11 protein-coding genes are annotated in these 16,002 nt (G+C 52.3%); 6 read left to right on the top strand and 5 right to left on the bottom strand.

What is annotated here, in order from left to right; translation table 11 throughout:
• Positions 1 to 72: 72 nt before the first annotated feature.
• Positions 73 to 1,251: an NAD(P)/FAD-dependent oxidoreductase gene (locus tag ACVKSX_RS10555; protein WP_033768734.1), complete on the top strand. Its 1,179-nt coding sequence runs from the start codon at positions 73 to 75 to the stop codon at positions 1,249 to 1,251.
• A gap of 3 nt (positions 1,252 to 1,254) precedes the next feature.
• On the opposite strand, the gene ACVKSX_RS10560 is transcribed toward ACVKSX_RS10555, so the two are convergent.
• Positions 1,255 to 2,625 carry an aldehyde dehydrogenase family protein gene (locus ACVKSX_RS10560; RefSeq protein WP_346454979.1) on the bottom strand — a complete coding sequence of 457 codons (1,371 nt, stop codon included), beginning with the start codon at positions 2,623 to 2,625 and terminating at the stop codon, positions 1,255 to 1,257.
• Between the two features lie 459 nt (positions 2,626 to 3,084).
• On the opposite strand from ACVKSX_RS10560, the gene ACVKSX_RS10565 reads away from it, so the two are divergent.
• The 3 genes from ACVKSX_RS10565 (at position 3,085) to ACVKSX_RS10575 (ending at position 7,993) form a co-directional block, all read left to right on the top strand.
• Complete coding sequence (locus ACVKSX_RS10565; protein ID WP_010246820.1) at positions 3,085 to 4,014, top strand: RepB family plasmid replication initiator protein; 930 nt, start codon at positions 3,085 to 3,087, stop codon at positions 4,012 to 4,014.
• A gap of 1,800 nt (positions 4,015 to 5,814) precedes the next feature.
• On the top strand, positions 5,815 to 7,014 hold the full coding sequence (locus ACVKSX_RS10570) for an AAA family ATPase (protein WP_010246822.1): 1,200 nt from the start codon (positions 5,815 to 5,817) through the stop codon (positions 7,012 to 7,014).
• 7 nt (positions 7,015 to 7,021) lie between these two features.
• Entirely contained in the window at positions 7,022 to 7,993 is a 972-nt protein-coding gene (locus ACVKSX_RS10575) for a ParB family protein (RefSeq protein ID WP_010246824.1), read from the top strand.
• 1,146 nt (positions 7,994 to 9,139) lie between these two features.
• Here the strand turns inward: ACVKSX_RS10575 and ACVKSX_RS10580 are convergent.
• From ACVKSX_RS10580 to ACVKSX_RS10595, 4 genes are read right to left on the bottom strand one after another with little or no spacing between them, the layout of a single operon-like run.
• Complete coding sequence (locus ACVKSX_RS10580; RefSeq protein WP_022624574.1) at positions 9,140 to 10,150, bottom strand: transketolase family protein; 1,011 nt, start codon at positions 10,148 to 10,150, stop codon at positions 9,140 to 9,142.
• Position 10,151: 1 nt separating this feature from the next.
• On the bottom strand, positions 10,152 to 10,994 hold the full coding sequence (locus ACVKSX_RS10585) for a transketolase (RefSeq protein WP_031292457.1): 843 nt from the start codon (positions 10,992 to 10,994) through the stop codon (positions 10,152 to 10,154).
• A gap of 12 nt (positions 10,995 to 11,006) precedes the next feature.
• A complete protein-coding gene (locus ACVKSX_RS10590; protein WP_060679377.1) occupies positions 11,007 to 12,305 on the bottom strand; it encodes an MFS transporter in 1,299 nt (432 codons plus the stop codon).
• 54 nt (positions 12,306 to 12,359) lie between these two features.
• Positions 12,360 to 13,109 carry an SDR family NAD(P)-dependent oxidoreductase gene (locus tag ACVKSX_RS10595; protein ID WP_354438670.1) on the bottom strand — a complete coding sequence of 250 codons (750 nt, stop codon included), beginning with the start codon at positions 13,107 to 13,109 and terminating at the stop codon, positions 12,360 to 12,362.
• 197 nt (positions 13,110 to 13,306) lie between these two features.
• Here ACVKSX_RS10595 and ACVKSX_RS10600 point away from each other — a divergent pair, with 197 nt between their 5' ends.
• A complete protein-coding gene (locus ACVKSX_RS10600; protein WP_354438668.1) occupies positions 13,307 to 14,209 on the top strand; it encodes a LysR substrate-binding domain-containing protein in 903 nt (300 codons plus the stop codon).
• A 199-nt stretch (positions 14,210 to 14,408) separates the two neighbouring features.
• On the top strand, positions 14,409 to 15,860 hold the full coding sequence (locus tag ACVKSX_RS10605) for a sugar porter family MFS transporter (RefSeq protein WP_022624569.1): 1,452 nt from the start codon (positions 14,409 to 14,411) through the stop codon (positions 15,858 to 15,860).
• The last annotated feature ends 142 nt before the right edge of the window (positions 15,861 to 16,002 follow it).

Genomic DNA, 16,002 nt, shown 5'->3' on the forward strand with positions numbered 1-16,002 from the left:
TTTGACTTCGCAATAGTAAACGAACCGGCGGGTAGCAGTTTTCCACTAATCCCTGTTCAGGAGAGACCAGATATGCCACAACGTATTGCCGTAATCGGTGCAGGCGTGCTGGGTTTAGCCGTCGCGCAGTCATTGTCGCGACGGGGCGCACAGGTCACCGTCTTCGATAAAAACTATCCTGGCAGCGGAACCAGTCAGATCAGCTATGCCTGGGTCAATGCCAACGGCAAAGAACCCACCAGCTATCATGATCTTAATGCCCATGCGATAGACGAGCACAAGCGCTGGCAGGCCAGCCATCCTGCATCGCCCCGATGGCTGCTGGAAACCGGCACGCTGGAGTGGGCAGCCGATGAATCATCCCTGCGCCAGCTGGCGCAGCGCGCAGCAAAGCTTACGACGCTCGATTACCCCGTAGAGAAACGTAGCCGCGCCGCACTTCTGGGTGCAATGCCCGAGTTGCGGCTCGATCCCCGCGTTCAGCACGCCTGGTCTTTCCCGTCGGAGTGTCTGCTTTATCCGAGCCTGTTTATCGCCTCTCTGCTGGCAGAGCTGCGTACCAGTGGCGGGCAGCTGGTCTGCAACAATGAAGTGACGACGCTCACTGAATCGGCGCAGGATGTCCATCTTACGCTGGCCAGTGGGGATGAATGGCGCGGCGATCAGCTGGTGCTGGCGACCGGCCGCTGGGCACCGGAACTGATAAGCCAGTGCGGGCTTGAACTGGCGATGACCGATGCGAACCGCGCCGATCCTGTTGCCTGCAGTTTTCTGGCGCAGACACAGCCTTTGCCGATCCCACTTAAATGCAATCTGATTACCCCGGAACTGAATGTGCGGCCGGATGGCGGTGGCCGTCTGATGCTGCAGGCGCTGGATCTGGATCAGCACGCCGATCCGGCGCGGCCGGTCTCGCCGGATGGACTGATTGGCAAAGAGATGCTGCGTCGATTGCGGCGGCTGTTTAAAAACACGGAAGGCGCGAGAATTGAGCGGATTGAAACAGGACAGCGGTCGCGTCCGGCAGATGGCTTGCCGGCATTAGGCTACATCAGCGAGTCAGCACGCGTTTATCTGATGATCAGCCATAGCGGCATGACACTTGCCCCATTGCTGGGCAGGCTGGTGGCTGAGGAGATGCTGAGCGGCACAGGCTCACCAATGCTGAGTGCGTTTGCACCGCATCGGTTGCTGCGTCCGCTCAGTGCGGTCGCTAAAACAGCGCCCGCTTATCTTCCGTCGGCACAGTAAACACTAGCGACGATTCTTCCACACGGTCTGCACGTTACAGAATTCGTGCACACCAAAGTGCGACAGCTCACGGCCGTAGCCGCTTTTCTTCACACCACCAATGGTAACGCGCGGATCGGACGCGCCGTTGCCATTAATAAACACAGCACCGACTTCCAGCTGCAGCGCCAGCCGATCGGCAATCTCTTCATTACCGCTCCAGACGGTGGCGCTGAGGCCAAATTCGCTGTCGTTGGCGATCTCCAGCGCATGTTGTGGATCCCTGGCGACCGCAATAGCGGCTACCGGGCCAAACAGCTCCTGCCTGAACGCGGTCATGTCGCTGGTGACATCAGCGAGAATGGTCGGCGCGTAGTAGTTACCCTGCCCTGCCACTTTCTCGCCGCCCAGTACCAGACGTGCACCTTCACGCAGCGTGGCCTTTACCTGTCCATCCAGTTCGTCACGCAGATCGGCGCGTGCCATCGGGCCCAGGAAGGTATTTTCATCCAGCGGATCGCCCATGGTGAGTGCCTGGACCGCGGCAGTGAAGCGTTTTTCAAATTCTTCAGCGATCGGAGCTTCCACAATAAAGCGTTTGGCAGCCATACACACCTGCCCGGTATTCTGGAAACGTCCAATAACGGCTGATTTAACCGCTTCATCAAGATCGGCATCCCCCAGCACGATAAAGGGATCGGATCCACCCAGTTCCAGCACGGTTTTCTTAAGTGCTGCGCCCGCCTGTGCAGCGATCGCGGCGCCAGCCCGGACACTTCCGGTAACGGCAACGGCGGCAATGCGGTCATCTTTGATGGCTACGGAGACACCATCGTTGTCAACGTTGATCAGGTTAAAGCCGCCAGCAGGCAGATCGGTTGCCCTGAACAGCTCAGCCATCAGTGTGGCGCTTCCCATGACGTTAGGCGCGTGTTTGAGCAGATAGGTGTTGCCTGCCAGCAACATACTCACTGCGCCCCGCAGAACCTGCCACAGGGGGAAATTCCATGGCATCACAGCCAGGATCACCCCGATGGGACGGAATCGCTGCCACGCATCGGCAATCTGCGTAGGCTGATCGGCCAGCATTGCAGGGCCATGTTCCGCATACCAGTCGCATAAGTTAGCGCATTTCAGAACTTCAGCGCGTGCCTGTGCAATGGGTTTACCCATCTCGAGGGTGATCATGCGGGAAAGATCCTGCTCACGCAGACGGATCTGTTCGCCAAGCTGACGTAATACGCGAACGCGGTCCGTCATGGTGCTCTGTTTCCATGCTGCAAAAGCAGATGCGTTTTCAGTTAGTGTCTGTTCCAGCTCTGCACTGTTCTGCAAAGGATAGCGTGCCAGAATTTCACCAGTTGTGGGGTTACGTGATAGGGCATGTTCAGTCATGGTGCCGTTTTCCTCATTCTGTCAGTGATGGAGAGACGATACGCGCTGTAGTTGATGATGAAAAATGAATAATAGTGAGGAAGTTTTTTATCGATTGAGAATGAATGCGGCTATGACCGATTAGTCGGTCAGGCAGTGGGCAGATTGCGGGCCAGTTTTTGCTGGTGGTCAACACGTCTGAAAATGATGTCACGCCTTAAGTTTTCCACTTATACAGTGACCAGATCCTAATAAACGATCCTTAATAGATCATATAGAGATCCTAAGAGATCCCCGATCGTCGCAGGCCGCACCCCACAAGGGCTGAAAGGGTGATCGCGTTCACTATAATCAGTAAAGTGTTCACTGTAATCAGTACTTTATTCACTGTACCAGGTAGAATGTTCACTGTAAACAGTGCTAATGTTCACTGTAGTCAGAAAACGATCCCTTTCATCCACAGAATGAAGATCTTACGCCATGGCAGATAAAGACAACGAAAACAAAGCGTTACTTGAACCTTTTCTGTCAGTGACAAAAAACAGCGGTGAAGTTATTCAGCTTCATCCCAACAAGAATAATACCGTTCAGCCTGTCGCTTTAATGCGTCTTGGGCTGTTCGTGCCGACGCTGAAATCTACTGCACGCGGTAAATCCGGTGCGATGGCATCAACGGATGCGACGAAAGAGCTGAAGAATCTGACGCTGGTGAAAGCGGAAGGCTACGAAAAGATTACCATTACCGGCGCGCGGCTGGATATGGATAACGATTTCAAAACCTGGGCGGGTATTATTCAATCGTTTTCCCGCTATCCGACCAAAGGCGATACTGTCACGCTGCCGTTTATCGACTTTGTTAAGATGTGTGGCATTCCCTCTGCCAACTCTTCAGCCGCCCTGCGCAAGCGTCTTGATGCCTCTCTGCGCCGTATCGCGACCAATACGCTCTCTTTTGAAGGTAACGGCAAGGCCTATCACACCCACCTTGTTCAGTCTGCTTATTACGATCGCGAAAAAGATATTGTGCGCATCCAGGCCGACCCCAAGCTGTTCGAACTCTATAACTTCGACCACAAGGTCCTGCTTCAGCTCCGTGCAATATCCCGTTTGAAGCGTAAAGAGTCTGCGCAGGCGCTTTACACCTTCCTGGAAAGCCTGCCAACCAATCCGGCGCCTATCTCGCTTGCACGCCTGCGTATGCGCCTGAACCTCGGCTCTAAGACCACCACGCAGAACCATGTCGTGCGGCGCGCGATGGAGCAGCTGAAAGAGATCGGTTATCTGGATTACTCAGAAGTGAAGCGTGGCCGCTCAGTCTTTTTTATTATCCACAGCCGTACGCCTAAGCTTGATGGCATCAGTAATCTTGAGAGCATCGATTCGCTGGATGAGATCGAGTTTGATGATTAACCCCTCACGTTCACTGTAATCAGTATTCCTGCGTGGCAGTGTCACTTTCTGCGTCACCGGTGACATTGCGCCATCCACTCTTCATTCACTGTAATCAGTACTCCCCAGGGATTCACTGTGATCAGTAACGTTCACTGTAATCAGTAACCGGGCCGCCGTGCAAAAGTGTGTTCAGACCCTACCCCCCTTCAATGCGCCTGATAACAAGGGCTTATAAGTAAGTTAGTGCTTACTCTCATATTGGTTAGCACTCAATTATACTGTGTTTACTGATTACAGTGAATGCCCTGACTTCGGTTGGCTAAGCCTCTCTCTGCTGATTACAGTGAATCCTTTTTACTGACTACAGTGAATGCCTTTGCTCTGCCCTGTTCTCAAAGAGCATTACTGGCTGGCCAGCAAATCAGGGTTGGATGCGGTTTACCATGAGGGGTCTGCTCAGCGTGATTCACATGATACGTATGACCTGAATGACACACGTAACCATAGAGAACAGCGTGACACTGTTACTGATTACAGTGAATGTTTGCTGATGGGCGCTACCCTCGCCTCACCATTGAATCTCTTTAACGGCTTTCCGAATCGCTACTGATTACAGTGAATGTTGTTGCCAGATGCCCGGTCTGAGGCGAGTCATAACTGCCATGGCGGGATGCTAATCTTGTACTGATTACAGTGAACGTTCTGCTGATTACAGTGAATGTTTGCTGCGGTGTACCTGAAGGCATCGTGCATTCTACTGATTACAGTGAACGTTAAAGTGAACCTGCTGACGGCATTGCTGATGTATACGATACGGGGCTGGTGCATGACTGGCTGAAGGGCGACAGAAGAAGCCGTTGCTCGCAAGGTCTGGTCACTTCATGACTCACGACCACGTCGGCACACACTGATGCAGAACAGAATCGCCTCTGTCTACTTACTGCTATCTACTGACTCATATTACGACCCCGTCGGCACGCCCTGATTCAGAAAAGAATCGCTTCTGTCTACTTACTGCTGACTACTGACTACAGTGAATGTTTGCGCGGTTGTTCTCCTTCTAATGCCTCTTCTGTTTGTGATGTTACTGACTATAGTGAATGTTTACTGCTTTCTGGATTTACTGATTACAGTGAACGTTTATGGGCTTTACGCTTCTGTATCGCAGACCAGAGTCGGTTGTGACGTTGCCGGTGTATATTCCCTCTCCAGATTCCGATGCTTTTATCATCCGCTGAGGATTTTTCAACCCATCCTTACTGACTACAGTGAACGTTTACTCTGCCCTGCTCCCTCTTCTGGCTCCTGATCGGCAAGTTTACTGATTACAGTGAACGTTGCTCTTCACAGAGCTGAACACGTAAAACGCTACTGACTATAGTGAATGTTGAAGTGATGCAGTGGCAAAGATCAGCACTGCAACCTGCAGTCACTGCCTGAAATCCATTTATCAATGTATCCATCGCTCTTTCGCCTGCTCCATAACGTCACCGAAAGAGACACAAGCTTTACTGACTACAGTGAACGTTTGATCTCAAGGTTCGTCTTCTGTGTTTTCCCCTTTCACGCTCAATGTACCCGGTTTGTCTGATGATTTTTTAAACCTGTTTGCTCACTACAGTGAATGTTTTGCTGATTACAGTGAATGCTGACCGCAATTAACCTGCAAAATATATTCGGCCAGACGAAATAATGTGATGAAGCTCACCAAAACCCGTGTGGTTACATAAAAACGGAGATTATGTTGAGAAGATAATTTATTGCCTCACGTGCAGGATTTCTGTATAAAGTCATAAATCCTACATGTTTGGAGCAACTATGGCTAATGATGACAAGCAGGTGATGAAGGTTGCGCAGCGTTCAGAACGCATGCTGCTAAGCCTCACCGAGCAAATTCAGGCGCAAAAGCAGGAACTGCATGAAAATACCTACTATCAGGTCTATGCCAAAGCGGCGCTGGCAAAGTTGCCCAAACTGACCCGAGCCAGTGTGGATTACGCAGTCAATGAGATGGAAGAAAGCGGTTATCAATTTGATAAACGTGCGGCCGGTTCTTCCGTTAAATATGCTATGTCGATTCAGAATATTATCGATATCTATCATCATCGTGGCGTGCCGAAGTATCGCGATCGCCATAGTGACGCTTACACCCTGTTTGTCGGTAATCTGAAGGGCGGTGTCTCCAAAACGGTTTCAACCGTCTCGCTGGCACATGCGTTGCGCGCACATCCCCATCTGCTTTTTGAAGATTTGCGCATCCTGGTTATCGACCTTGATCCGCAGTCCTCAGCAACCATGTTTCTGAACCACGAGCGCTCCGTCGGGCTGGTGGAAGCGACTGCGGCGCAGGCAATGCTGCAGAATGTCTCACGAGATGAGCTGGTCAACGAGTTTATCGTTCCGTCGATCATTCCGGGTGTGGATGTGCTGCCAGCATCGATTGATGACGCCTTTATCGCCTCAAGCTGGGATCAGCTTTGTGCTGAGCATCTTCCGCAACAGAACGTTCACGCCGTGTTGTATGACAACGTTATTGCCAAACTGAAAAAAGATTATGACTTTATCTTTATCGACAGCGGCCCGCATCTTGATGCCTTCCTGAAGAATGCGATTGCAGCGTCAGATCTTCTGATGACTCCGGTGCCACCGGCTCAGGTAGACTTTCACTCGACACTGAAATACCTGACTCGTCTTCCGGAACTGATTGCGATTATCGAAGACTCCGGCGCGACCTGTCGGCTGCAGGGTAATATTGGCTTCATGTCGAAGCTCTCCAATAAAGCAGACCACAAACTCTGTCATAGCCTGGCAAAAGAGATTTTTGGTGGCGACATGCTTGATGCTGCCCTTCCCCGCCTTGATGGTTTCGAACGTTGTGGCGAATCCTTTGATACGGTTATCTCCGCCAATCCTTCGACCTACGTCGGCAGCAGCGAAGCGTTGAAGAATGCACGATCCGCCGCAGAAGACTTTGCTAAAGCCGTCTTCGACCGTATCGAATTTATTCGCCTGAACTGAGGTTTGTATGAGCGCAAAAAGAATTACGATTGGCAGAACCTTCAGCCAGACTCCACTGGAAAATGACACGCCAGACAGCCAGCACAACCAGACATTCGTTCTGGCAACGGGCAAGCGCGCCCTGTTTCGCTTTGAACGCATTGCCGCCAGCGACGTTGAAAGCAAAACGTTCGTCACAATGGAAACCAACGGTCGCGATCAGGCAGGCCTGACACCTGATTCGCTGCGCGACATTATCCGGACCATTAAGCTGCAGCAGTTCTTTCCCGCTATTGGCGTGATGCGCGATGACCGCATCGAAATCCTGGATGGCTCACGTCGTCGTGCAGCCGCACTCTACTGCAAAACCGGCCTGGACGTGCTGATCACTGACGCGGCCATCACCGCTGATGAAGCCCGCCGACTGGCGCAGGATATTCAGACGGCACGGGAACACAATCTGCGCGAAGTGGGTATGCGTCTGTTAACACTTAAAGATGGCGGTTTGTCGCAGAAGGAGATTGCTGAAAATCAGGGTTTGTCCCAGGCGAAAGTGACGCGTGCCCTGCAGGCCGCCAGCGTTCCATCAGATTTGATTTCACTTTTTCCTAATCACGCTGAGCTGACCTATCCCGACTATAAAGCGTTGTTACAGGCTGCTGACAAGTTGAGTGAGTCCGGGCAAAGCGTTGAAGCTCTGATCAAATCCATTTCCAGGGAAATTGATGTGGTCTGTGCCCGTGAAGGTCTGGCCGAGGACGAGCTTAAAAATCATATTCTGCGTCTGATTCGACAGGGCAGCCAGACTCTGATCAAAGAACCGGAGAAAGATAAAACCCAGGCGACTGCGCTCTGGTCTTTTGCTGATAAAGATCGGTTCGCCCGAAAAAAGGTACGCGGACGGATGTTCAGTTATGAATTTAACCGGCAGTCGAAAGAGTTGCAGGAAGAGCTGGATAAAGTTATTGCGGAGACCCTGAAAAAATATCTCAACCGTTAACGTATCTGCACTCAAATCAGCCAGCGATAGACGCTGGCTTTTTTTTCGATTTTTGTAGCGAGTCGTCGTTAAAAGAGATGGCGGACACCCAAATTTCAGGCTGAAATCGCCAGATTTTTAAGTGTGAATTCATGGTTAAGCTATTGAAATATAATAAATTAATCTATTGTTTCTCGTTGAAAAACTGCATGAAATCGCCACTTCGCTGAACTCTTTCGCCAGATACCGAAGCCGCCACCAAACCGCACAGGCCACTATAAACAGAGATAACGTTTTTCGTCTGAAGCTTTCGTTGATAAATCTCATCGCCGCCAGCGCGCATCCGACGGTCAGAATATTGCAAGTAATGATTTTCCGGGGCTGGTTCATTAGTGACCAATCAACCCCCACTGAACCTCATTAACAGCATACCGGCTTCACACACTCCGCTAAACCCTCTGCCTGGCCTTTCTCCAATCATTAGCCCGCCAGCGATATTTCGTGATTAACTGTTTGTTTTTAATATAAAAGATGCAAGAATTTCAGCCTGAAATCGCCATGCCTGCAGCTAAAAGCTCCCTCGTTTCAGGCCTGAGGGCGAACGGATAAGATCAGAAAAGAGGCGTATCTTGAGAGCAGTAAAGTCCTGAACAGAGAGTGAAAAAAGATACTCAGAAACTATCCCTCACTTATCCACAGAAAAAGTGGATAACTTTTTCTGCGCGATAAAATTTTTTTTTGAAGAGGTGCGATACAAAATGCAGCTTTGGCAGGGAACTCCATTAAAACCTGATCAGCGCGAAAAGATTGTCACAGTCTGCTCATGACGGAAAGGTAGTTGCATGGCATCAGATTCACTGTATTGGGTAAAGCAGATGAAATCGGCAGCTTACGGACGAAGAGCCCCTATCGGCCTACCTGATAAAAGGCGATGGCTCACTGCACTGCTGTTTACAGTGAATTGCGAGAAATAACGTCTGTATGGCATTGAACCGGGTTATAAGTGGCTGTTATCAGCATACAGCGTAGTTGCTGATGCGCAGAGAGTGCTGACCACTGCAATCAGTAATCAGACCGATGTGAAGTGACGTAATGCAATGATGATCTTCCACGGCAGCAGCGAACCTATGCAGAAGAAAACCGGGCCAGGCCCGGTTTTGATATGAATCAGGCTTCAAGCCAGGCGGTGATTTGCTTAACCATGGCATCCGTTGAGATGCCATAACGGTCATGCAGCGTCGGTAGTGCGCCTGCTGCAAGGAAAGCATCCGGCAGCGCAATCTGTTTAAAGCGCGGTGTCACATGGTTTCGCATTAATAGGCCGGCAATAGCTTCGCCTAAGCCACCGGTTATCGAATGATTTTCAGCGGTGATAACCAGCTGGTTATGATGCAGTGCTACTCCCGCCTCACGCAGGATGGTCTCTTCATCCAGAGGCTTAATCATGGGTGAGTGAACCACACCGACCTCAATCCCCTGCTTCTCCAGCGCTTCAGCGGCCTCAAGCGCCCGCATGGTCATCAATCCGCTGCTGATAATAACGGCATGCTTACCGCCGCGCAGGCGCTGAGCCTTACCGTGCTGATAGCGATAGTCATATTTATCCAGCACCAGCGGAACCTTACCGCGCAGCAGGCGCAAATAGACCGGACCCTGATGTTCAGCGATAGCCGGTATCACCTGGCTAATCTCCAGTGCATCGCAGGGATCGATGATAGTCAGGTTCGGCATGCCACGGAAGATTGCCAGGTCATCAGTCGCCTGATGACTCGGTCCATAACCGGTGGTCAGGCCCGGCAGTGCGCAGGCGATTTTAACGTTCAGATTCTCTTCGGCAATGGCCATGCAGATAAAATCATAAGCGCGGCGGGAAGCAAAGACGGCATAAGTGGTGACAAAAGGCATAAAGCCTTCACGCGCCATACCTGCTGCGGCGCTCATCAGTAACTGTTCCGCCATGCCCATCTGATAAAAGCGTTTCGGAAAAGCCTCTGCGAACAGGTGCAGATCGGTATATTTACTTAAATCAGCCGTCAGACCGACCACATCTGAGCGCTGCTCTGCCAGAGAGACCAGGGCATGTCCAAAAGGAGCTGAAACCGTGGGCTGGCCTTCAGCGGCGATCGAGGCGATCATGGCGGAAGTGGTCAGACGTTTTTTTTGCGGTTGTGAACTCATCTCAGACTCCTTGCTCAAGTGCGGTCAGGGCTTTGTCCCACTCATCGGCATCGACCCGAATAAAGTGGGTTTTCTCACGACTTTCCAGAAACGGCACACCTTTGCCCATTCGGGTATCGCAAATGATGACGCGCGGCTGGGGTTCGGGCCAGCTGCGAGCCGCATCAAAGGCGGCCTGCAAAGCAGAGATATCGTTGCCATCAACCCGCTGGGTGTACCAGCCAAAAGCCTGCCAGCGATCCACAATCGGTTCAAAAGCGAGAATCTCACTGCTATGGCCGTCAGCCTGCTGATTGTTGACGTCGATAAGGGCGATCAGGTTATCAAGTTGCCAGTGTGAGGCGGACATTGCCGCTTCCCAGGTAGAGCCTTCATTCAGTTCACCATCTGAAAGCAGGTTATAGACTCGTGCCTGCGAGCCTTTCTGTTTCAGCCCCAGACAGGCACCCACAGCAATACCTAAGCCATGACCCAGTGAACCGCCGGTAATTTCCATGCCTGGGGTATAGGCAGCCATGCCGGACATCGGCAAGCGGCTCTCATCAGTCCCATAAGTTTCCCTTTCTTCTTCAGGTATCACGCCTGCTTCCAGCAAGGCGGCGTAAAGGGCGATAGCGTAATGGCCAATCGACAGATAGAAGCGATCGCGGTCTTCCCACTCGGGTTGATCCGGCCGGTAATTCATGGCGTGGAAATAGCTGACAGCAAGCAAATCGGCGGCACCCAGCGCCTGACCGATATATCCCTGCCCCTGAATCTGCCCCATTAATAAGGCATGGCGGCGAATATTGGTGGCTCGTTGCTGCAATGAGAGCACGTGTGAAGCGTGACGAGAGTCAGTCATATTACCTCCTGATTAACGATTAACGTCCGCTGCCCGGATGCGCAGCACGCATAGCGCGCCACCCAGCAGGACGGCAGCAATAAAGTACATTCCGGAAGCGGGCGTACCGGTTGCGGTGGTGATGGTGCCTATCAGCCACGGTGAGAAAAAACCGGCCAGATTAGCAATGCAGTTCACGGCGGCGATGCCTGCGGCGGCAGAGACGCCACCTAACAGATTGGTCGGCAACATCCAGAACAGCGATGAGGCGGAAAGAATGCCCGCAGCGGCAATACAAAGGGAGAGCAGTGACAGGGAAACGCTATGGCTCAGCAGAGTTGCCAGCGTCAGTCCGGTGAGTCCGATCAGCATTGGAACAATCAGATGCCAGCGGCGTTCACGATAGCGATCGCCACTGCGCCCGGCCAGCAGCATAAAGATAATGGCGCAGAGGTAAGGCAGACTGGTCAGCAGCCCAATATGCAGCGGTTCACTGACGCCTGAGTTTCTCACCAGCGTCGGTAACCAGAACGTCAGGGCGTACTGACCCATCACCACACAGAAGTAGATCAGCGCCAGCAGCCACAGACGACGGTCGGCGACAAAGGCTTTTACCGTGCCATGACAGGCTTTCTGCTGATTATCTTCATCCAGATCGGCGCGCACCCGGCGTTTCTCATCTTCGTCCAGCCACTCTGCCTGTTCAACACGATCCTTCAGAACCAGCAGTACCACTAATCCCATAACAAGGGTGGGGATAGCTTCCAGCATAAACATCCACTGCCAGCCGGCCCATCCGTGAAAGCCTGCAAAGGTCGCCATAATCCAGCCTGAGAGCGGGCCGCCAATCATCCCTGAAAGTGGAATGGCGACAAACCAGAGCACGGTCATACGCGCGCGACGGTGTGATGGAAACCAGTAGGTCAGGTAGAGCAGTAAACCTGGCGCAAGACCGGCCTCGGCGACGCCGAGCAGAAAGCGCAGCAGGTAGAACTGCCATGCGGTTTCTACAAAGGCGAACAGGGCTGAGATGATTCCCCATGTGATCATAATGCGGGCAATCCAGCGGCGTGCGCCGACACGGTGCAGGATCAGGTTACTCGGCACCTCAAAGAAGAAGTAGCCGATAAAAAAGATCCCGGCACCCAGTCCATACACGGTTTCGCTGAGAGACAAATCATCCATCATCTGTAATTTAGCGAAGCCCACATTGACGCGATCAAGATAGGCGCAGAGATAACAGAGCATCAGCCAGGGCATCAGGCGCCAGGCAATTTTGCGATAGGTGATATCGCGCGCAGCAGAGGCTGCGCTCAGATTAAGCGTGGTCATGGTGTTCACTCCCGAGGTTAGCCCGCCAGGCGTGCGGGCAGGGAAGGGCGCTATTTAATGGATCAGCATGCCGCCGTTCACATCCAGCGTGATGCCGGTGAGATAACCGGAGAGATCGCTGGCGAGAAACAGCGCAGCGTTGGCGACGTCACTGGCGGACCCAAGGCGGCCGAGCGGAATTCCGTCGAGAATGGCGTGGCGGCGTTCATCCTGTAACAGGCCACCAGTGATGTCCGTCTGGATCAGACCGGGCGTCAGGGCATTAATGCGTATCTGGTCAGGGCCAAATTCGCGCGCCATCGCTTTAGTCAGGCCCAGAACGCCCGCTTTAGCAGCACTGTAGTGCGGGCCACCGAAAATCCCGCCGCCGCGCTGTGCTGAGACCGAGGACAGGCAGACGATACTGCCGCCTTTCTGCTGCTGCATGGTGGGGATCACCGCCTGAGACATCAGCAGCGTGCCGCGCAGATTGACATCAAGAATACGGTTGTAATCCTCGATGCCGATTTCCAGTGTTTTAACCGGCTGAGTAATACCTGCATTGTTGACCAGCACATCAATACGGCCGAAGTGCTCAAGGACCTGGTCGATGGCACGACGAACAGAGAGGGGATCGGTCACATCGGTGGCCAGGCCGAGATGCCCCTCACCACAAGACTGTGCGCTGGCCTGGGCGGCCTGCAGATCTAAATCGAGCACTACCACGCGCGCACCATGCTGAGCAAAACAGGCGGCTGTTGCCCGGCCAATGCCGCGCTGAGAGGTGGCACCTGTAATAATCGCAACTTTATTTTCGAGTAACATTGTCCACTCCAGAAAAATAATTATTAGTGGTTCGGTATCGCTACCGGCAGGGTCACGATCAGAATTGATAAAGCGGCTAATATTGGCAATGCAAAAAAATTCATTTGATGCTGAATGAATTTGTTGGTTTGATGCAGTTAACAATTCTGCGATTTAAAAATGGGCACACATCACAAAATTCCAGTGTGGAGAGGCGGATGGAAAAGCAGTCTGATCACTTACCTTCGATTAAATCACTGCGGGTTTTTGAGCAGGTGGCCCATTTTGGTAATGTCGCGCGTGCGGCCGAGGAATTAAGTATTACGCCTTCGGCGGCCAGTCATCAGCTGGCAAAACTGGAGCGTGAACTGGGCTGTATTCTGTTTAATCGTTCGGCAAAGGGCGTAGTGCTGACGCTGTCGGGTGAGCATTACCTCAGGGAGATTGGTCCGATACTGCTGAGTCTGACGCAGGCGACTGCACGCATCAGTAACGAGAAAGCCCGCAGCAACCTCAGGATCCACTGCGCGCCCAGTCTCGGTCTGCTGTGGCTGTTGCCGCGCATCCATAAATTTCGCGACAGCTATCCCGAGTTCCAGCTCACGCTCTCCTGCTCTTACGAGAATTTATCTTTCAGCCGCGACAATATTGATATTGCGATACGCCATGGATTCCCGGACTGGAACTCATTCGAGATTAAAACGATCCGCCACGAAAGAATGTCGGTGCTGGCCTCGCCTGAGTATCTGAAAAAACATCCTGTTAATCAGGCCGCTGATTTAATTCATCATGCGCTGATATTATCGGAGTCGCCGCTTATTCAGTGGCCGCAGTGGTTTGCTTCTCAGCAATTACCTCAGCCAGATAAAGAGTGGTTATTTCGCTTTGATCGCTCTTATATGAGTCTTGAGGCGGCGATGTTAGGCCACGGTCTTATATTTGAAAGTGAATTGCTGGCGGAGGATTATCTGCGCAGTGGAAAACTGGTCAGAGTCTTGTCCGAACAGGAGAGTCTGCCCGTTAGCGCCCATCATCTGGTCTTCCCGCGTGGATTTGCCCAGTTTCCCCGCGTCGCGCATTTCCTGAGCTGGATCCAGCAGGAACTGAAAGTGTTAACCTAATGTTAAAATAACTTTCACGTCGTCATTATTGCGCCGGTTTATTTATCCGGTTAACTATCCCTGTTATAAAAATCGCATTGCTAAAGCTAACTTTTAAATACCGTCTACACTTCTTTACCCACTCGGTAAATATGTTCCATTTCTATTCCGTATGAAATTTAATCAAACGGATGTTTAACTTATTAATGGCAGGGATATTATGAGTACGAATACACCAGACTCTGGTGAAGCGGGCGATCACGCGCCTGCGGATACGGTACGCCAGCGCATTTTTTTAGTGGTACTGGTTGCCACTATGGGCGCGCTGGCTTTTGGTTATGACACCGGGATAATCTCGGGTGCGTTACCCTACATGACCTCACCACCCGATCAGGGTGGACTTGGACTGAATTCATTCACTGAAGGGCTGGTAGCCTCTTCGCTGGTGTTCGGTGCCGCGATAGGCTCTTTCCTGAGTGGTTTCTTCTCTGACCGGTTTGGCCGGCGTATTACACTACGCAGCCTGGCGGTTATTTTTGTGCTGGGTTCACTGGGAACAGCGCTGGCGCCTTCTGTCAATGTCATGGTGGCAATGCGCTTCCTGCTGGGGATTGCTGTCGGTGGCGGTTCCTCTACCGTGCCGGTGTTTATCGCCGAAATTGCCGGACCGCGCCTGCGTGCGCCGCTGGTCAGCCGCAATGAGCTGATGATCGTTACCGGACAGCTCATTGCTTATGTTGCCAGTACGCTGCTGAGCTATCTGCTGCATGATGAGCACCTGTGGCGCTACATGCTGGCAATTGCCATGGTACCGGGTCTTTTGCTGTTTATCGGCACGTTCTTCGTTCCCGCCTCACCTCACTGGCTGGTGGCGGAAGGGCGTCTGAAAGAGGCTAAAAAGATCCTGAAGTATCTGCGTGAAACGCCGCGTGAAGTGCGCCATGAGATGGCGCAGATGAAGAAGCAGGCGAGAGCGGCGGAACGTGGGCCGGATGCGAAAACCCTGATCCGTGAGAAGTGGGTGATTCGCCTGATGGTTATCGGCGTCGGTCTGGGCTTTGTTGCCCAGTTCACCGGGGTAAATGGTTTTATGTATTACACCCCGATCATCCTTAAACAGACCGGACTTGGCACCAGCGCCTCGATTGCCGCGACCATCGGTAACGGCGTGGTCTCAGTGGTGGCGGCGATTGTAGGTATCTGGGCGGTTAGTCGCTTCCCGCGCCGGACGATGCTGATTACCGGCCTGTGTCTGGTGGTAGCTTCGCAGATTATGCTGGGCAGCGTGATGACCTTTATCGCTCCCAGCCTGATGCAGAGCTACCTCGCCCTGGCCTGTATTCTGCTGTTCCTGTTCTGCATGCAGATGTGCATCTCCCCGGTCTACTGGCTGATGATGTCGGAACTGTTCCCGATGCAGTTGCGCGGCGTGTTAACCGGCGGCGCTGTCTCACTACAGTGGATCTTTAACGCGATAGTCGCCTTTGGTTTTCCACCGATAATGGAATATGCCGGCAGCACCACCTTCTTTATCTTTGCCGCGATTAACGTCGGGTCGCTGATCTTCGTGATGGCGATGGTGCCAGAGACGCGGGGCAAAAGCCTGGAAGAGATTGAGTCACACATGAAAGAGAAGTTTGGTGAAAAGCCAAAAGAGGCTGAAGCCTCCTGAGTCTCCCACCGGATTCAGCCCACCGGCTGAATCCGGTTTTACCTCCTTATCGCCTTATCTTGTTACCTCCTTATCTTCTTACTAACCGTTGCACCGCATTTCCCCGTACTTATCCTCACTAAGTACCATCAGACAACATTCA

The sequence above is a fragment of the Pantoea sp. PvP021 genome (genome assembly GCF_054056055.1).